Annotated in this window: 16 protein-coding genes; 7 read left to right on the forward strand and 9 right to left on the reverse strand. The window is 65.4% G+C overall.

Going from position 1 to position 16867, the window contains the following annotated elements; genetic code table 11:
• Positions 1–109: 109 nt before the first annotated feature.
• The 4 genes from ACFU4Z_RS28615 to ACFU4Z_RS28630 form a co-directional block, all read right to left on the reverse strand.
• A complete protein-coding gene (locus ACFU4Z_RS28615; RefSeq protein WP_379068757.1) occupies positions 110–1186 on the reverse strand; it encodes a polyprenyl synthetase family protein in 1077 nt (358 codons plus the stop codon).
• Between the two features lie 100 nt (positions 1187–1286).
• Positions 1287–2234 (reverse strand): 4-hydroxy-3-methylbut-2-enyl diphosphate reductase, encoded by a 948-nt coding sequence (gene ispH / locus ACFU4Z_RS28620; protein WP_379068760.1) that lies wholly within the window; start codon positions 2232–2234, stop codon positions 1287–1289.
• A gap of 5 nt (positions 2235–2239) precedes the next feature.
• Positions 2240–2773, reverse strand: a complete 534-nt coding sequence (locus ACFU4Z_RS28625; RefSeq protein ID WP_379068763.1) for a hypothetical protein — start codon at positions 2771–2773, stop codon at positions 2240–2242.
• Positions 2774–3029: 256 nt separating this feature from the next.
• Positions 3030–3992: a polyprenyl synthetase family protein gene (locus ACFU4Z_RS28630; RefSeq protein ID WP_379068766.1), complete on the reverse strand. Its 963-nt coding sequence runs from the start codon at positions 3990–3992 to the stop codon at positions 3030–3032.
• 847 nt (positions 3993–4839) lie between these two features.
• Between ACFU4Z_RS28630 and ACFU4Z_RS28635 the strand changes: the two genes are divergently transcribed.
• The gene (locus tag ACFU4Z_RS28635) at positions 4840–5205 is read left to right on the forward strand and encodes a hypothetical protein (RefSeq protein ID WP_379068769.1); all 366 of its coding nucleotides are present in this window, start codon (positions 4840–4842) and stop codon (positions 5203–5205) included.
• Between the two features lie 129 nt (positions 5206–5334).
• On the opposite strand, the gene ACFU4Z_RS28640 is transcribed toward ACFU4Z_RS28635, so the two are convergent.
• Positions 5335–6243 (reverse strand): NADP-dependent oxidoreductase, encoded by a 909-nt coding sequence (locus ACFU4Z_RS28640; RefSeq protein WP_379068772.1) that lies wholly within the window; start codon positions 6241–6243, stop codon positions 5335–5337.
• A gap of 68 nt (positions 6244–6311) precedes the next feature.
• Between ACFU4Z_RS28640 and ACFU4Z_RS28645 the strand changes: the two genes are divergently transcribed.
• Positions 6312–6731 (forward strand): winged helix-turn-helix transcriptional regulator, encoded by a 420-nt coding sequence (locus ACFU4Z_RS28645; protein WP_379068775.1) that lies wholly within the window; start codon positions 6312–6314, stop codon positions 6729–6731.
• Here the strand turns inward: ACFU4Z_RS28645 and ACFU4Z_RS28650 are convergent.
• The 4 genes from ACFU4Z_RS28650 to ACFU4Z_RS28665 form a co-directional block, all read right to left on the reverse strand.
• Positions 6728–8680 carry a GMC family oxidoreductase N-terminal domain-containing protein gene (locus ACFU4Z_RS28650; RefSeq protein ID WP_379068778.1) on the reverse strand — a complete coding sequence of 651 codons (1953 nt, stop codon included), beginning with the start codon at positions 8678–8680 and terminating at the stop codon, positions 6728–6730. The two genes, ACFU4Z_RS28645 and ACFU4Z_RS28650, sit on opposite strands and share 4 nt — an antisense overlap.
• A gap of 130 nt (positions 8681–8810) precedes the next feature.
• Entirely contained in the window at positions 8811–9203 is a 393-nt protein-coding gene (locus tag ACFU4Z_RS28655) for a hypothetical protein (protein WP_379068781.1), read from the reverse strand.
• A gap of 67 nt (positions 9204–9270) precedes the next feature.
• Positions 9271–10095, reverse strand: coding sequence for an SAM-dependent methyltransferase (locus ACFU4Z_RS28660; RefSeq protein WP_379068784.1), 825 nt, complete (start codon positions 10093–10095; stop codon positions 9271–9273).
• 20 nt (positions 10096–10115) lie between these two features.
• The gene (locus ACFU4Z_RS28665) at positions 10116–11018 is read right to left on the reverse strand and encodes a helix-turn-helix domain-containing protein (protein ID WP_379068787.1); all 903 of its coding nucleotides are present in this window, start codon (positions 11016–11018) and stop codon (positions 10116–10118) included.
• A 154-nt stretch (positions 11019–11172) separates the two neighbouring features.
• Between ACFU4Z_RS28665 and ACFU4Z_RS28670 the strand changes: the two genes are divergently transcribed.
• From ACFU4Z_RS28670 to ACFU4Z_RS28690, 5 genes are all read left to right on the forward strand, one after another.
• Positions 11173–11439 (forward strand): hypothetical protein, encoded by a 267-nt coding sequence (locus ACFU4Z_RS28670; protein ID WP_379068790.1) that lies wholly within the window; start codon positions 11173–11175, stop codon positions 11437–11439.
• Positions 11440–11502: 63 nt separating this feature from the next.
• Positions 11503–11997 carry a DUF4254 domain-containing protein gene (locus ACFU4Z_RS28675; RefSeq protein WP_379068793.1) on the forward strand — a complete coding sequence of 165 codons (495 nt, stop codon included), beginning with the start codon at positions 11503–11505 and terminating at the stop codon, positions 11995–11997.
• 339 nt (positions 11998–12336) lie between these two features.
• Positions 12337–13164 (forward strand): FAD binding domain-containing protein, encoded by an 828-nt coding sequence (locus ACFU4Z_RS28680; protein WP_379068796.1) that lies wholly within the window; start codon positions 12337–12339, stop codon positions 13162–13164.
• Entirely contained in the window at positions 13161–15878 is a 2718-nt protein-coding gene (locus ACFU4Z_RS28685; RefSeq protein WP_379068799.1) for a molybdopterin-dependent oxidoreductase, read from the forward strand. Before ACFU4Z_RS28680 ends, ACFU4Z_RS28685 begins: the two co-directional genes overlap by 4 nt.
• A gap of 17 nt (positions 15879–15895) precedes the next feature.
• The gene (locus tag ACFU4Z_RS28690; protein WP_379068802.1) at positions 15896–16867 is read left to right on the forward strand and encodes an antibiotic biosynthesis monooxygenase; all 972 of its coding nucleotides are present in this window, start codon (positions 15896–15898) and stop codon (positions 16865–16867) included.

The following is a 16867-nucleotide window of genomic DNA, read 5'->3' on the forward strand; positions in this document are numbered from 1 at the left end:
ACTCGGGCTGGTCCGATGTCGGCCGGACGCAATCGACCGGACATTCGGCGATGCAGCTCGCGTCGTTGCAGGACGGTCGGGTGATCACATACGCCATGACTCCGGCCCTTCATTTGGTGCGCACTATGGCGTCATCGGCGATGTGGCGCATGGCTTGGATCACCGCTGCGGGAAAGGGGGCATTGTCGAGCACACCGTTGGCTTCGGCCCACCGTGCCCGGATCATCCGGTGGACGGTTTCCTTGGCGGTGGCGGCAACGATGTCCCGGCACATGGCCGCACCTCGGTCGTCCAGTTCCGGGTCGCCGAGCAGGATGCGCAGGCGCGCGGATTGCTCGGCGTCGGCGTGTTCGAGGGCGATCGCCACCAGGACAGTGTGTTTGCCGTCGCGCAGGTCATCGAGATTGGACTTGCCGGTGCGTGCGGGGTCCCCGTACACACCCAGCAGATCGTCTTGCAATTGGAAAGCCTCACCGAGCGGTCGGGCATAACAGGTAAGGGCGTCATGAACCCGCGCGCCCGCATCGGCGATCGCGGCGCCGAGCTGCAGTGGGCTGTCGAAGGTATAGGCGACGGTCTTGTGACGGATGATCTGCAACGCGCGATCGATGTCGTTCGAAGGCCGGCCGGTGGCGAGCAGGTCGAGGTATTGGCCGTACATCACGTCGCTGCGCATCGCATCGACGACCGTGCGGGCCGCGGCGAGTCGCGTGGCCGACAGCTCAGCGGTGTTCAGCAGTTCGGCCGACCAGACCAGCGCGAGATCGCCGAGGACGATCGCGGCGTCCGCGCCGAACCTGCTCGGATCGGGTCGGTCGTTGTAGAGCCCGGCCAACGCTCGGTGGACGGTCGGGCCGTCGCGGCGCGTATCGCTGTTGTCGATGATGTCGTCGTGGATCAGGACGGCGGCGTGAAACATCTCCAGCGACGCCGCGGCCTTGATGACGAACGCGGGCGGCTCCGTGCTGCCGCCCGCGGCATACCAGCCGAGAACGCACAGCAGCGGCCGGATCCGCTTGCCTCCCGCAAACAGGAAGGCGTGCAGCGCGCGAGTGATCTCCTCGGGTAGCCGAAGTGTCCCGGCGGTGCGGGCCTTGTCGCGCAGAAAGTCCCCCAAAGCGACATCCACCTGTCCGCGGATGGCCTGCAGATCGAGCGGTTCGGCGACTTGCACAGATGCGGTCACGGTGTCGTCCCCGTTTCGTGGAGGTCTGCCAGAATGTGCGCAAGAGCGCCGGGCCCGAGCATCGCGGCGGACGAGGCCGCGGCGATGGGCACTGGTGCGGTCATGACCGGCGCCCGACGGGTGTCGGGGCCGCGAAGGCGATGTCCTCCACCGCGGTGCGATGCTCGCGGACCGTGACCGGGCCCATCGAGCGCAAGGCATCGATAACCCCTTCGACCAGCCGCTGCGGCGCGGAAGCGCCCGCGGACAGACCGATCACCGTCGCTGCCGTGAGCCAGTCCGGGTCGATCGCGGCGGCGTCTTCGATGAGGTAGGCCGGAATACCGTGGCGCTCGGCGACCTCGACCATGCGCTGCGAGTTGGACGAATTGGTGGAACCGACGACCAGGACGAGGTCGCTGCGTCCGGCGATCGCTTCGACCGCATGCTGCCGATTGGTACTGGCGTAGCAGATGTCGGCGCTGCTGGGACCGCGCAGCTGCGGAAAGCGTTCGTGCAGCGCCCGTACCGTGCGTTCGGTCTCCTCCACCGACAAGGTGGTCTGGGTGAGGTAGGCGATCGGCGCTCCGTCCGGGATCTGCAGCGCGGCAACATGATCGGGACTGTCGATGATCACCGTCGATTCCGGCGCTTCCCCGAAGGTCCCCTCGACCTCCTCGTGCCCGGCGTGCCCGACGAGCACGATCATGTCGCCGCGCGCGGCGAAGCGCTTGGCCTCGGTGTGGACCTTGGTGACCAGCGGGCAGGTGGCGTCGACGACCCTCAGCCCACGCTCCGCAGCTTGCCGGCGAACCTGTGGTGAAACACCGTGCGCGGAGAACACCACTGTCGCGCCATGCGGAACCTCGTCCAACTCTTCGACGAACACCGCGCCGCGGCCGGCGAGATCGTTCACCACGTGCGCGTTGTGCACGATCTGTTTGCGGACATACACCGGTTCGTGCCGGTCGGGGGCGGCAAGCAGATATTCCACCGTATCGATCGCGCGCTCGACGCCGGCGCAGAACGACCGTGGCGCGGCCAGCAATACTGTCCGGTGCCTCGACATCGACATCAGCCCCTCGCAGCGGCGGTGTCGACGTGCTCCATAATCCTGATGGCGTCAGGGACCAAGACCGCCACCGAGTAGTACGCGGTGACCGGATACTGCAAGACGGCGCGGTCGTCGATGCCCATGAAACGCACGTTGAGCCCGGGTTCGTACTCGTCGGGCAGACGGTGCCTCGGTGTGAAGCGTTGTGCCAAGTCCGCCAATAGTGCCGGATCATCGAAGTCGCGTAGCACGGGAATCTCTGTCAGCGACTCGGGAACGACTCGCACCTGGTCGGCGCCGGACTGGATGAACGGCACCCGCCCACGCCCGGTGCGCACCGTGAGGCAGCGGTTGACTCGGTACGTGCCGCCGGTTACCTCCACCCAAGGCAAGTGCCGCAGCAGCCACCGAGAGGTGATACCGGCCATTTGCGGCGGAGTCTTCGTGGTGGTGGCCAGATTTCGGGCCGCGGCGGCACTCGGGGACAGCTGTTCGACTCGCCTACGGGAAACGTCGGGCTCGTCGGTGACGGTCATTTCGGGATCGATAGCCATAGCGGCACCTTTTCGCTGTGGTGGGTTTTTCACCGGCGGCCGACCGCACTCGATGGCCCGAGCACGGAGCCTGTCATGATCCTGTGGCCGAGAGCGGAATGCGACCACGTGACCATTCTAGTATCGATGACAGTGCGGAATAGTGTTGTTCGCCAGCGCCTTTCGCTAATTCGATGAAATGTCGACAATTCCCTCAGAAACAATAGAAATCGCCGCCACTGCTCGATGCAGAGGCGTCGACGAATTCATGGGCTATCTATCGGTCTCTACGTTTCACCAGGTGAGCCAAGGCCATCAGATCATCGGCCGAGGTTTCTTCCGGCAGCGCGTCGATTGCCGCCCGAACCCGTTGGTCAGCATGCTGCTGCGTCAATTCCCTGGCACCGACACGATCAATGAGAGCAGCCGCGCGGATAACGTCTATAGAGGCCACGGCCGGGTCGCGCCGATAGACGTCGGCCAGCTCAGCCGCCGCGCCATTGTGCGTGGCAAGCGCGACGACGACAGGCAGCGACAGTTTGTGGCGCGCCAGATCATTCGCGGACTTTCCGGTGCGTGCCGGATCACCCCAGATGCCGATCACGTCGTCGACGAACTGGAAGGCCAGCCCCAGTTGCCGCCCGAATTCGTCCATCGCCGCGATGGTGGCGGCATCAGCGCCCGCGCACATCGCGCCGAGGGCACACGCACAACCCATCAAGGCGCCCGTTTTGCCCATCGCCATGTCCACGTAGTCGTCCACATCGATCCGCGAGCTCGCCTCGAAGGCACAGTCTTCGTTCTGACCTCGGCACATCTCGATCACCGCCGCTTCCAACCTGACGACCGCCGCGGCTGCCATCGCCGCAGGCAGACTCGTGGCCAACAATCTGGCGGCCTGGGCGTGCAGCGAATCGCCGAGCAGGATCGCGTCGGGAATCCCCCAGGTCGTCCACACCGCTGGACGTCCACGCCGGAGTCGGTCGACATCCATCACGTCGTCGTGCAGCAGGGAGAAATTGTGCACCAGCTCGACTGCTGTCGCGGCGTGCAGCGCGTGCTCATTCGCGCGGCCTACCGCCGCTGCTGTACAGAGGGTCAGCGCGGGACGTAGCGCCTTCCCTGGCCTGGTTCGCGTCGGCGTCCCCGACGCGTCCCACCAGCCGAAGTGATAGCCGGCCATGAGACGCAAAGGATCAGGCAGTGTCTCGACCGAATCCCGCAGTAGTGGTTCACACATCCGTCGGGACCGTGCCAGGATTTCCCCGGCTCGGCGCTGTAAGGATGCCGAATTCTTCGCCGTCGCCATCCAGACCCCCTCCCTCCCATATCATTTATGGCCGGCCATTGATGCCAGTGCTGCAACGGATCAAGCCGCTCAGTATTTGAAACTGATTCACGTTCGCTACGCATGATTCGATGACAGAAGGGCCGCTCGATAAATCGAACCGGCTATCCGGATTGAGGTGGCGATCTATGGGGCATGACGTATCGGTAAGGCTGTGCAACCAGTTCGATGGAGCTCCTACACCGGACCGAACGGCCCAGCGCCTGTCACCAACTGCGTTATGTAGACCGAGCTCTAATTCTAGTGTTCGAACGAGCACCGGTACAGCCCTTACGGGCGAGTAGGTTTCGACCTCTCGGATCAAGTGGACTCCGGATGATAGTGAGTACCAACCACTTCCGTGAATGAATTGCCCAGATCGTTCCGAAAACCATCGAATCGTATACGACCGAGCGAGTTTCCCGACTCGACGATCGTGACGCGCCGAACCGGAGTACACCAGCGTCCGGTCGATGGCGTCGAAAAGCATCCACATGTCCGCTCGACTCGAAGAGCCGCGCACCTCTCGCCCAGCCCCTTGGCTCTGCCATCGAGCACGGGGGAAACCCCTACCAACCCCGGTCTCCCCCGCCGAACCGCGCTCGGTTCACCTGTACACAACAGTGGCCCATCGCCCGGACCGAACGCATCGACCTGCGCGCTTCACCGATTCCTGTTCCACCGCAATATCTTTCGACAGCCGAGGTCGGACGTCCGAAGTCCGTTGCGATCGAGAACCGGCCCGAAACATTGTGACAGGGTGGCCGTCAAGAAGACGATCCTGATAAATCCGGCCAAGGCTGAAGCGCTGACGGCCATCGGCGTCGATCACGTCCTCCTGGACACCGGTGAGATCGCGAAGCAGGTGCGTGAACTCATCGACGGCGGCGTCGATACCGCACTGGAGCTCATCGGCACGCCGACCCTGGTGGATACGTTGCGCACCAAGCATTTCACGGCGTCGACCGCTTCACTGACATGCTGTCGAATCAGTGGACGGTCGAAAACTTCTATCCCATCGGCTATCTCCCGCGCGGGGTCCGGCTCGCCGCCTACGGTGGCGACGCGGCCGACCTGCCTGCGGAAATCCTGCAGGGCTTCCTGGACACCGTCGCCTCGGGTATAGCGCAGGCCCTCCCCTCCCCTATGTCTTCACCCTCGACCAGATCCACGAAGCGCACGCCTATCTGGAATCGGACCGCGCGACAGGCAAACTCGTCGTCACCACTGAGGCTCGTAGACCCCGCGAGCATGCTCAGCGTGGCGGGTTCCACGGGATCAAGACGATCTTTCCCCTGACCCGGCCGGACTCACTGATTCGATGAGCTTGTGCGGCCTCCGACAGGCTCATCACTCGATCTATCTCGACGTGGAGCTCGCCACGTTCGACAGCAGCGGTGATCTCCTCCAGACCTGAGCCCGACGGCACGACATAGTGGCGGCGATACCGAGGGTCGGCTTCGGCGTCGTTGCCCTGCGCATCGATGAGGCGACCGCCAGGAGCCAGGACCGGCAGCGAGCGTGAGCCGTATTCCCCGCCGACGAGATCGAGAACTACATCGATGTTCCGCACTGCGGTGGCGAAATCGGTTGTCGTGTAGTCGATCAGCTCGTCTGCCCCGATGCCGCGGAGGAATTCATGGTTGACGCCTCGGGCGGTGCCGGCCACATGCGCGCCGCGAGCTTTGGCTATCTGTACCGCAAGATGGCCGACGCCGCCCGCAGCCGCGTGCACGAGCACCCGTTCGCCTGGGCGCAGATCCGCGAGGGCCTGCCAGGCCGTCAGCGCGCCGGTCGGCAATGCGGCCGCGTGCACGTGATCGAGGGTCGGCGGTTTGGCGGCAAGAGCAACCTCCTGTGCGACAACATATTCGGCGTACGCGCCGAATCTGCTGAACACCATGCCGTGCACCTCGGCGCCGGGCTGGAATCGCGTCGCGCCCGGACCGAGCTCTTCGACGACTCCGGACACATCGAAGCCCAGAGTGAACGGTGGATCTCCGAGTTCGCGGATCAACCCCGACCGCACCTTCCAGTCCGCCGCGTTCACCGCGGTCGCGGCCACCCGGACCAGCACCTCACCGGCCCCTGGCCGAGGCCTATCGACCTCCACCGCCTCGAGAACTTCGGGACCGCCGTACGTCTTCTGTGTGATTGCCAGCATGCCCATGATTCTCAGGCAGTCTAGTATCAATTGGGAAGAAGGCACCTTTCCGATACCGAGGTACCCAAATGGATACTGCCTGGGACTGGGACCCGTCCCCGAACCTGGTCGAAAGCTACCTCCGGCACTGCCCGGCGCGGGACGTGCTGAGCGTCCTCGCGGACAAATGGGTATTACTGGTGCTCGGCGTCCTGCGCGAGAGCGAGGCCCCCGTGCGGTTCAACGACCTGCGTCGCCGTCTCGACGGCATTACCCAGAAGATGCTCACCAAGACCTTGCGCGGTCTGGAACGTGACGGCCTCGTCCGCCGCGACGTGTACCCGACAGTCCCGCCCCGAGTGGAGTATTCGCTCACCGAACTCGGCGCCAGCCTCGGCGAACTCAGCCACGCCATGGGCATGTGGTCGGAGCAGCACCACACCGAAATCCTCACCGCACGTGAGGATTTCGATGCGAGGGCGGCGCGGGAGCCCGAGCCGCTCCGTTAGCGCAAGCGAGCAGCGAGCCGGGTGGCGTTCATGTAGGCGATGGCTTCGATCGACACCATCGGATTCACGCCGGACGCGGTGGGAAAGCAGGACCCGTCCGCGACAACGAGATTCGAGTAACCCCACACCACACCATCCGGGTCGGTGGCCGAATCCACCGGGGATCCACCCATCCTGGCCGAGCCCATGATGTGCAGCGCGCCCATCGCGCACCGACCGGGGTCATAGCCCACGCTGCGGCACTTGGCCACGAATTCATCGTAGGAACCGTGCACACCCGGCTCGTACGCGGGCCCCGCCTGATGTCCCGAGGAGATTCGCCGCGCTCCCGCGGCTTCGAGAATCCTTGCCGCGCCCTCGATTCCGGCGTGCATGTGTTTCTTGTCGTAATCCGACAACCGGTACCGCACCACCGCTTCGCCATCGCGATCGGTCGACACCTGGCCATGGTCACGGTCGCGCGTGATGACCCCCACCGCGACGGTGTGCGCGAGATTCAGCATGGAATCGCGATGCTGAGCGCCGCCACTCCAATTCATGAAACCCACCGACATGGCCGGTGTCATGGGCCCGGTCTCGTAGATGACACCGTAACCCGCGCCGTCCAGGTCGGCATGCTGCGTCGAGTAGCGAGTCTGCATGCCGCCTTCCCACGGCCGTATCTCTTCGTCGAACGTCCCGAACACCGCGGTGGCCGGGTGCAACCGCAGGTATCGGCCGATATTCTTGCCGGTGATGCCGGATCTGCGCAGCAGCGCAGGTGTCTGAATCGCGCCCGCGGCAACGACAACAGCGCGGGATCTGATGCTGATCGACTTTCCGTCGGCGGTGACGGCTTCGACACCGGCCGCGGAACCATTGTCCACCACGATCTTTCGCACGTCGGTGCCTACCAGGATCCGCGCGCCGTGTTCGGCGGCATCGGCCAGCCACGTCTTCGCGACAGATTGTTTGGCGCCGATCCGGCAGCCGAACCCACAACGACCGCACTCGATTCCAGCATCACAATTGCGGACATTGCGCGGCATCGCATCGATATGCCATCCGAGCTCGGTCGCACCGCGCTCGAGCACAGCGTCGCGGGCGGAGATGGCGGAATGGTCGCGATTCACCGAGATCCTGCGCTCCACCGCGTCCAGCGCCTCGGTGAACTCGTCGGCCGCGAACTGCTTGGCGCCCAGGCTCGCCCATTCGTCGCGCACCGAATCGGGTGTGCGGAACGACGTGGTCCAGTTGACAACGGTGCCGCCGCCGAGGCAGGTGCCTGCCACGAGGCCGAGTTGCCCCTCGGCGGTAGTGGCCGGGCCGGGAGCGTACAAACGCAGCAATCCGTCGAGCTCACCGGAACCGAAATTCGCGTCGTCGTAATAGCCGCCGCGTTCGACGACCACCACTGCCAGCCCGGCCGCGGCCAGCACCCCGGCCGCGGTCCCGCCGCCCGCGCCCGACCCGATCACCACGACATCGCAATCCAGGGTGGTGTCCTCGGTCGGCTGCACCGGCCGCAATCCCGGTGCGGGCGCGTCGGGCAGCGGGCCCGGCGGCGGCGTGAATCCCATTCGCTCCCAGACGGGATGGATGCCCGTCGGCCCGGAGGCCACGTAGTAGGCCGTGACTGCCGCGGATTTCAGCGCCTGGAACAACGCGCGCTTACGAGCGACGCGGGAGTTGCCAAGGCCGAGCAGTGCCCGCTCACGATCCCGCGGAGTCAACGAGGAGAAGCGGCGCGCGCCGCGGCCGGTGAGCAGACCGAACGTCCGGGAATCCCAGGCGTTCAGCAGCAGGTCGAAGGCCTTCCCGTCGGCCGCACTCGGATTGCGTTCGAGCAACTGCTCGACAACATCGACCGCGCCTATCTGCGTCGCGGACGGCAGCTCGGCCCCGTCTCCCGGTGTGAAGGTATCGCAGATGAGGCCGAGCGTGGCTCGCTGCTTGGCAGTCAATGGCATGACGAGAAGCATATTGCCCAACTCACTCAATGGCAGCAGAAGCGTTCCCAAAGACTGCGGCGCACATGCCGTTGCGACACCGACTCGGGCGACCGCAGCGCGGCCGCCCGAGTGACACGTGGGCGCGGCGTCAGCTGAACCGGGTCCGCTCGAATTCCCGATTGAGCACTCCCGAACGGAATGCCTCGACCTCCGCCGCGCTGAAGTGCAGCTCCACGCCTTCGACCGGCTGCGGTGCGGCGGCATCCGCACTGAACATGTAGACGCCGTCGACGTGCCGCGTGGTCAAGTACAGGTCGGCTCGCCCAGCACGTAGGCCCTCTTGAAAGGCGTCGAACTGCTGATCGGTGAAATACAGCAGCTGTTCGCCGGACAGGGTCGTGTCGAGGGCGGTGTGCTCGTCGGCCAGTTTGTCGTCCCAGACGGCGGTCCAGCCGTCCCGGCGGGCGACGCGGACGCAGTTCTGTTTGGGTGAACTGGCCGCGGCCTTGATGAATTCGCCAATAGTGAAGGTCGGCTCCATTGTCGTTCCTTTCTACAGGGTAAAGCTGGGGCGGCACAGGGACTCACGAGCCCTTGCCCGCCCCGTGTTAGGGCGTATAGCCGACGGCGGCGAAATTACACGGCCGCGCCGGATGATCGGCATCGACGGCCAGGTCGGGTCGCCAGTCCGGGGCATAGACGATGCCGGGCTCGACCAGTTCGAAGCCGTCGAAGAGCGCCGCGAACTGCGCGCGACTGCGTAGCGTGACCGGATCCGAGGTTTCGTCGTACAACTCGGCGGCCGAGGCCATCTGCCGCTGGATCTCGGCGCCCGCGTCGTCCAGCGACACATGGGTCATGGCCACGTAGCTGCCGGAAGGTAGCCGATCGCGCAATCGAGCCATCAGCTCCAGCGGCCGTTCGGACTCCGGCACGAAGGGCCAGACGCTCACGATCAGCAAGCCGACCGGCCGGTCGAAGTCGATGAGGCGACGCGTTTCCGGGTGATCGAGGATCAGATCTGGGTAGCGTAGGTCGGCTTCGACGATGGCCGTCGCGTCGAGCGCGTCTTGCTGCAGCAGCAGGTCATGGGCGCGGTTCACCGCTTCCAGGTCGTTGTCGACATAGACGACACGCACGTCGGAAGCCGACTCGCGGGCGATGTCATGGGTATTGCCGCCGGTCGGCAGGCCGGAGCCGATGTCGAGAAACTGCCGAATACCCTGCTCGACCATGAATCGCGTAGCACGCCCGAGGAACTCACGGTTGTGATGCGCCCAGGTGTCGAGGTGGGAGAAGCGCGCGAAGACCCGCTCGGCGAACAGCTTGTCGGCATCGAAGACAGGTTCGCCGGTCAGGTAGTAGTGGTAGAGCCGGGCGGCCGACGGCACGCGCGGGTCGATCTCGCGGGACTCGAAGTCGTTGGTGGCCATGGGGGCTCCTGTTCGTGCGGCTACGAGCGGTTGGCTGTTTTGCGACGAAACGAGCGGGCGACGTGTTCCATGAACTGCCGCGAATCCTCTGCGCTGAGTGCGGCGGCGCTCAGCCGCGACCACACGGTCTCGCGGCGCGCGACAGCGGGTTTCTCATCGATGTAGCGGATGTCGCCTTGTAGTTCGTCGATCGCCATCTCGAGGTCCCCCGCGGCACCGGGCGAGGGCACTCGGATCAGCGTGTACCGGTCCTCCATGCCCGCGCCGTTGGTCGGGATCGCGAACGGCAGCACCTGGATGAGGATGTTCGGTCTTCGAGACAGCTCGTGCAGCTGCTCGAGCTGATCGAGCATGACATTGCGGTCACCGTATTCGCGACGCAGGCAGGACTCGGAGAGGATCGCGCGGAACTCGGGCGGATTACGCTTGACCAGGACTTCCTGCCTGGCCATCCGCGCCTGCACCAAGTCCTCGACAGTGATGCCATCGGCCTCGCCCACACCGGGGATCTCGGGCTTGTGCAGGGCGCGAATGTAGGACTCGCATTGCACGAGGCCTGGCATGATCTCCGACTCGGCCGTGCGTAGCAGATCGGCGTGCGCCTCCAGATCGACAAGTAGTCGTAGCTCTTCGCTGTACGCACGTCGATGGCTGGTACTCCAGTAGCCGCGGCGATGATTGTCACGCCTGAGCTCGAGCAAGGTGTCGACATAACGTGCGTCACCGAAACCCAGCCCGCCCGCCAACTTTTCGAGATCGCCGACCGAGATCGTGCCAATCCCATTGATGAGCCCATTGATTCGGCTCTGACCTACCTCGATGATCTTCCCCGCGTCGGCCTGGCTGATGCCAGCGGTCTTGATCATGTGCTCGATCTCGCGTCCCAGCAACAGTTTTCGTGCGGTCCGCAGTCGCGTAGCCATGGCCCCCAACATATCCAACTGCACCGATATCGCCACTCCGCTTCCTGAAGCGTGATAATCACGGTACATTTAACACATTCACGATATCACGGAACGCCGAGGCGGCGGGTGTCATCGCTCGCAGTCCCCGCAACTCTGAGAGGGGCATCGGCTGATGACGACCAGACCGATCGCCGACGACGAGATGCGCAGGAAAGCCACTGTGCCGCAACACATTTCAGCCCGCAAGCCCGTCTCCGGAACCGTGCCGGCAGCCGGGAAGCGGATTGCCGCCGGCCACCGCTGCTGTCAGCCGGACAGCATCGAACCGGACCTCAACGACCCCACCGCGCGAGCTATCCTGGCCGCCGAGCACACGCTGCCGTGTGATCGCTGGCTAGCGGCCGCCGCATTCATGTCGGCCGATTTGGACGACGACTAAGGGCATGGATCGGATCCATACACGGCGACGCCTGTTGGAGCGGCGTCCGCGAGCGGAGCACAGATGACTATCCATGACGCACAACAGTTTCGGCAGCCACAGACAGCCACGGCGGCAGGCAGGCCTGGGCTGCTACCGAGCGCCGACGAACTTCTGGACGCGATCCAGGACGACCGGTCGAGCAACCACCCACTCGCGGTGTCGGCGAGTCACGCGGGCAGCCTGCACCGCCGCCGCATCGACGAACCCACGCGCACAGCCGAAATCGACACCTACCGATCCACTTTGATGAGCGCGATCGACCTGTGGGTGAGCCGAAACGTGCCGACCGCGCACACCGGTCCGACCATGCACACCGAAGGACTCGGGCCGGTCGTCGACCGACTCGCGGAGCGGCTCGTGCAGGCCGAACACGCCACCCGCGCGCTGCCGGCGCACGATACGCGGGCACGCCGAGCTCGCAGTCGCCTCGAAGAAATCCGCCTCGGCTATGACGCGCTTATCGCCGAGGTGCTCGGCGGCAAGCGTCAACTCCCCCGCACTGCGGCACGGCGATGATCAGCAGATCGCTGCGACCAGGACCCCGGTAGCCCCGCCAACTCGGTAGGACATCTCGCGGGGCCGAGGTGCGGCCCGGGTGCAGGTCCGCACTGATCGAATGCGAACGGTGCCGGAACGTCGCGACCGCGCTGTTTGCTGCTCGACCGCGAAGTCACGGTCACGGTAGCGACGACCTCGGGTACTGCCATGGCATTTTCCTGAGTCGGTGCTGGTAGATCGGGTAAGTTGACGCCAGGCGAACACGTGGACGGCGACGCGCCCGACACGGCGAATCAGCGTCGCGATCGAACTCGCGGGCGAGTAGCAGCACGGCACCTTCTCCGAGGGAGCAGCGCTATGGATCTCAACACGATCACCGACATCGTCCGGCGCCCCCCGGACCGACCGGGTGCGGTCTGGCGCGATGGTGACGCGTGGCTCGCCGGGGGAACATGGTTGTTCTCCACCGAACAGCCGGAGCTGCGCCGTCTCGTCGATCTCACCACACTCGGCTGGGACAGCTTGGCGCCCAGCGATGCCGGGCTCGAGATCGGCGCGACGTGCACAATCGGTGAGCTGGCGGCCTTCGCACCGCCGAGCGACTGGCGCGCGGGCTCGCTGTTCGCCACCAGCTGCGAGGCGTTCCTGTCGTCGTTCAAGATCTGGAACGCGGCGACGGTGGGCGGCAATATCTGCATGTCGCTGCCCGCAGGCCCGATGATCACCATGACGGTCGCGCTCGAAGCCACCTACACAGTGTGGGCCGCGGATGGGTCCGAACACACCGTCGACGCGGCCGACTTCGTCACGGGCGACCACCACAACGTCCTCGCCCCCGGCGAGATTCTGCGGCGTATCGACATCCCGATCGGCGCGCTTCGCAAGCGGCACACGCACCGGCGCTTCACCCTCACGCACCTGGGCCGCTCGACACTGTTCATGATCGCCACCCAGTCGCCCGGGGCCGCCGACCTGCTGCTGACCATCACGGCGGGCACCACTCGTCCGGTGCGCCTGACGTTCGACACCATGCCCGGCGCCGAAGAACTGCGGCAGGGCATCGATGCACTACCCGACGACCTGTGGTTCAGCGACCCGAACGGCACACCCGACCACCGTCACCACCTGGCCAGGCACTTCGCCGAGGAGATCCGCGTCGAGCTCGCCGAGGGATGCCCGGCATGACATACACCGTCAACGGAACGACCTTCGACGACGAGCCGAACCCTGGTCAATGCCTGCGCACATTCGTGCGCTCGCTCGGCTACTACGGCGTCAAGAAGGGTTGCGACGCAGGCGATTGCGGTGCGTGCACGGTGTGGCTCGACGGCATTCCGGTGCACAGCTGCATCACGCCCGCGTTCCGAGCGGACGGGTGTGCGGTCACGACGATCGAAGGCCTCGGTTCGCCGGATGACCTGCATCCGATGCAACGGCAGTTCCGCGACGCCCCCGGCTTCCAGTGCGGCTTTTGCACCGCGGGCATGATCATGACCGCGGTGGCGCTCACCGACGCCCAGACGGCAGACCTGCCCCGCGCGCTGAAAGGCAACCTCTGCCGTTGCACCGGCTACCGGGCGATCGAAGATGCGCTGAACGGCGTAGCCGAGATCGAGGTCGCCGGGCCGGGCCGGGCAGTCGGCACGAGCGTCGGCGCGCCAGCGGCCACCGAGGTGGTGACGGGCCGTGCCGAGTTCACGATGGACACCGCCATCGACGGCATGCTGCATCTCAAGATATTGCGCTCACCCCACGCTCATGCCCGCATCGTGTCCATCGATAAGACCGCGGCGCTCGCGGTTCCCGGTGTGCATCGGGTGTACACCTGGGCGGATGTGCCGCGCAAGAGGTTCACGACGGCGATACACACCGATCACCTCGTCGATCCAAGCGACACCTACATCCTCGACAACACAGTGCGTTTCGTCGGCCAACGGGTGGTCGCCGTGCTGGCCGACACCGTCGCAGCCGCGGAAGCGGGCTGCCGCGCGGTGATTGTCGAGTACGAGATGCTGCCCGCGGTCTTCGACCCGGAGGAGGCGATGGCCGACGGCGCTCCCCCGCTGCACGGCTCGGGCGACCCGTTCGTGCACGATCCCGAGCACAACATCCTGCTCGAGGTCCACGGGCACGTCGGTGATGTCGAGGCCGGGTTCGCCGAGGCCGATGTGATCCACGAGGGCACATACCTTTCACCGCGCGTGCAGCACGCGCACCTCGAGACGCATGGATCGATCGCGTGGATGGACGACGGTCGCCTGCACGTGCGCACCAGTTCGCAGTCCCCGTCGATCGCCAAAGGCAAACTCGCCTATCTCTTCGACCTCCGTCCGGATCAGCTGCGCGTGTTCAGCAAGCGGGTCGGCGGCGGGTTCGGCGGCAAGCAAGAGGTTATTTCCGAGGATCTGGTCGCCCTCGCCGCCTTGGACACCGGGCGGCCGGTCTGTCTCGAGTTCACCCGGGAGGAGGAATTCACTACAGCGTCACCGCGACACCCGATGGCGCTCACGATCAAGCTCGGCGCACGGGCCGACGGCACACTCACCGCGTTCCAGGTCCGCAATGTGTCGAACACGGGCGCGTATGGCAACCACGGTGGCGAGACCCTGTTCGCGGGTGGGGCCGCCATGGCGATCTACCGTTGCCCCAACAAGAAGTTCGACGCCTACTCGGTCTACACGAACACGGTGCCCAGTGGCGCACTACGCGGCTACGGCATGACCCAGCCCACGTTCGCGGTGGAGTCGGCCATGAACGAGCTGGCAATCGCGCTCGCCATGAATCCCTTCGAGCTACGGCGGCGCAATATCGTGCGTCCCGGTGACGCCCTCATCGCGCTCGACGACGGGCCCGACGACGTCATGTTCAGCGAGGACGGCCTCTCGCAATGCATCGATCTCGTCGACACGGCCCTCCGCCGCAACACCGACGGACCGCCACTCGGAGACGGCTGGCTTATCGGTACGGGTGCCGCCAGCTCCCTGCACGAGACCGCGCCCCCGACCGACCATCTCTCCGAGGCATGGCTGACCCTCGGCGATGACGGCGTCTACGAGCTCGCGATCGGCACCGTCGAGTTCGGTGAGGGAACCTCGACCGCCCACGTGCAAATCGCGGCCGACCAGCTCGGCACCACACCCTCGCGGATACGCATCGTGCAGTCCGACACGGACCGAACAGGTTTCGATACGGGGGCATTCGCCAGCGCGGGCCTCTTCGTCGCCGGGAACGCGGTACTGCGGGCCGCCGAAGCCCTGCGCGATCGCATCCTGGCCTTCGCCGCCGCGCATGCGCGAGTCGATGTCTCGTCGTGCTCGATGGACGATGACGGGGTCATCTGCGGCGGCAGCCGCTTGTCCTTGTCCGAGCTGGTCGAGCTGGCGCGTCGACGAGGCATCCGATTGACGGAGGCGCGCAAGGCTTTCGGGTCGCCGCGCAGCGTGGTCTTCAACAGTCACGGCTTCCGCATCGCCGTCCATCGGGTGACGGGTGAGGTCCGCATCCTCTATAGCGTGCACGCCGCCGACGCGGGAGTCGTCATCAACCCGGCGCAGGTGCGTGGCCAGATCGAGGGCGGCGTCGCCCAGGGCATCGGCTTCGCGCTGACCGAGAACTTCCACATCGACGAGAACGGCGTCATGGTCAATCCGAACTTGCGCAATTACCGCATACCGACCTATGCCGATGTTCCCCGCACCGAGGTGCTCACTGTCGACTCGACAGATTCTGTCGGGCCGATGCATTCGAAGGGTATCGCGGAATGCTGCATCAACCCGGTGGCGCCCGCACTGGCCAACGCGCTCGAGAATGCGACGGGGGTCCGATATCGGGCGCTGCCGTTCACGCCGGAACGCATCTACCGCAGGCTCTGCGAAGACACCGGTTTCGATGCGGGCTGAGCCGTGAGGAGATCGTGATGGAACCCGCAGAGCTCACCGACAGTGCCGCGACTGTCATCATCGGCCAGAAGGTACACGCCGGTTTCGGGCGGGCCTTCAAGACCTGGCAGCAGGAAGTGAACGACGCGGCCTCCGGCTACGCCGGATTTCTCGGCGCCGAGATCGCCGCCCCGACGGCCGCGCAAACCGAGTGGGTCGTGGTCTACCGCTTCGATTCCCTCGCCCACCTGCAGGCCTGGATAAACAGCGCCACCCGTCAGGACTTTCTCGACAAGGGCAGGCAATACTTCGACGGCCCCGCCACCCAGCAGGTCATCAGCGGCGGCACGCGACCTACGGATCCGCTCGTCACGGTTGTCGTCACCCACCGCGTAAATCACGACAGCGTCGCCGATTTCGTTGCGTGGCAGAAGCACCTGACTCAGGAGGAGGCCAAATTCGAAGGCTTCCGCGGCAGCGAGCTCTTCCGTCCCATCGAAGGCATTCAGGACGAATGGACCGCGCTGTACCGTTTCGACACTTCTGCGAACCTGGCCAGGTGGCTCACCTCGAACCGGCGCCGGGAACTGCTCGCCGAGGGTGAGAAGTTCAGCGACTTCGAGCTGCGCACCATCGACAATTCGTTCGGTAGCTGGTTCGCCTTCGACGAGAACGGCAACACTGCTCCCGCTCCGTCGGACACCAAGACAGCCATCGCGGTCTGGGTTGGTCTCTACCCGACCGTCGTGCTGCTCACCCTCGCGCTGTCGCCGCTGAAGATGCCGCTGTGGCTCGGGCTGCTCGTCGGCAACCTGTTGTCCAGTTTCACCATGAGTTTCTTCACCATGCCCTACTACGTGAACCGGCTGCTGAAGCGGTGGCTGCGGCCACCCCCGGACGCACCGGCCGCGAAGACGAATCTGCAGGGGCTCGCAGTTGTCGCCGTACTCACCCTGACCTGGGTCGTCATCTTCTATGTAGTGACCAGGCAGCTCTGGTCCCTCCCCTGA

This window comes from Nocardia sp. NPDC057440 (assembly GCF_042802915.1).
GTDB lineage: Bacteria > Actinomycetota > Actinomycetes > Mycobacteriales > Mycobacteriaceae > Nocardia.

Bases quoted from the DNA above. Each gene is read 5' to 3' on its own strand.
- ACFU4Z_RS28650 (WP_379068778.1), bottom strand. From the start codon at position 8,680: ATGCCATTGACTGCCAAGCAGCGAGCCACGCTCGGCCTCATCTGCGAT.
- ACFU4Z_RS28645 (WP_379068775.1), top strand. From the start codon at position 6,312: ATGGATACTGCCTGGGACTGGGACCCGTCCCCGAACCTGGTCGAAAGC.
- ACFU4Z_RS28685 (WP_379068799.1), top strand. From the start codon at position 13,161: ATGACATACACCGTCAACGGAACGACCTTCGACGACGAGCCGAACCCT.
- ACFU4Z_RS28680 (WP_379068796.1), top strand. From the start codon at position 12,337: ATGGATCTCAACACGATCACCGACATCGTCCGGCGCCCCCCGGACCGA.
- ACFU4Z_RS28675 (WP_379068793.1), top strand. From the start codon at position 11,503: ATGACTATCCATGACGCACAACAGTTTCGGCAGCCACAGACAGCCACG.
- ACFU4Z_RS28655 (WP_379068781.1), bottom strand. From the start codon at position 9,203: ATGGAGCCGACCTTCACTATTGGCGAATTCATCAAGGCCGCGGCCAGT.
- ACFU4Z_RS28660 (WP_379068784.1), bottom strand. From the start codon at position 10,095: ATGGCCACCAACGACTTCGAGTCCCGCGAGATCGACCCGCGCGTGCCG.
- ACFU4Z_RS28670 (WP_379068790.1), top strand. From the start codon at position 11,173: ATGACGACCAGACCGATCGCCGACGACGAGATGCGCAGGAAAGCCACT.
- ACFU4Z_RS28625 (WP_379068763.1), bottom strand. From the start codon at position 2,773: ATGGCTATCGATCCCGAAATGACCGTCACCGACGAGCCCGACGTTTCC.
- ACFU4Z_RS28640 (WP_379068772.1), bottom strand. From the start codon at position 6,243: ATGCTGGCAATCACACAGAAGACGTACGGCGGTCCCGAAGTTCTCGAG.
- ispH (WP_379068760.1), bottom strand. From the start codon at position 2,234: ATGTCGAGGCACCGGACAGTATTGCTGGCCGCGCCACGGTCGTTCTGC.
- ACFU4Z_RS28630 (WP_379068766.1), bottom strand. From the start codon at position 3,992: ATGTGTGAACCACTACTGCGGGATTCGGTCGAGACACTGCCTGATCCT.
- ACFU4Z_RS28665 (WP_379068787.1), bottom strand. From the start codon at position 11,018: ATGGCTACGCGACTGCGGACCGCACGAAAACTGTTGCTGGGACGCGAG.
- ACFU4Z_RS28690 (WP_379068802.1), top strand. From the start codon at position 15,896: ATGGAACCCGCAGAGCTCACCGACAGTGCCGCGACTGTCATCATCGGC.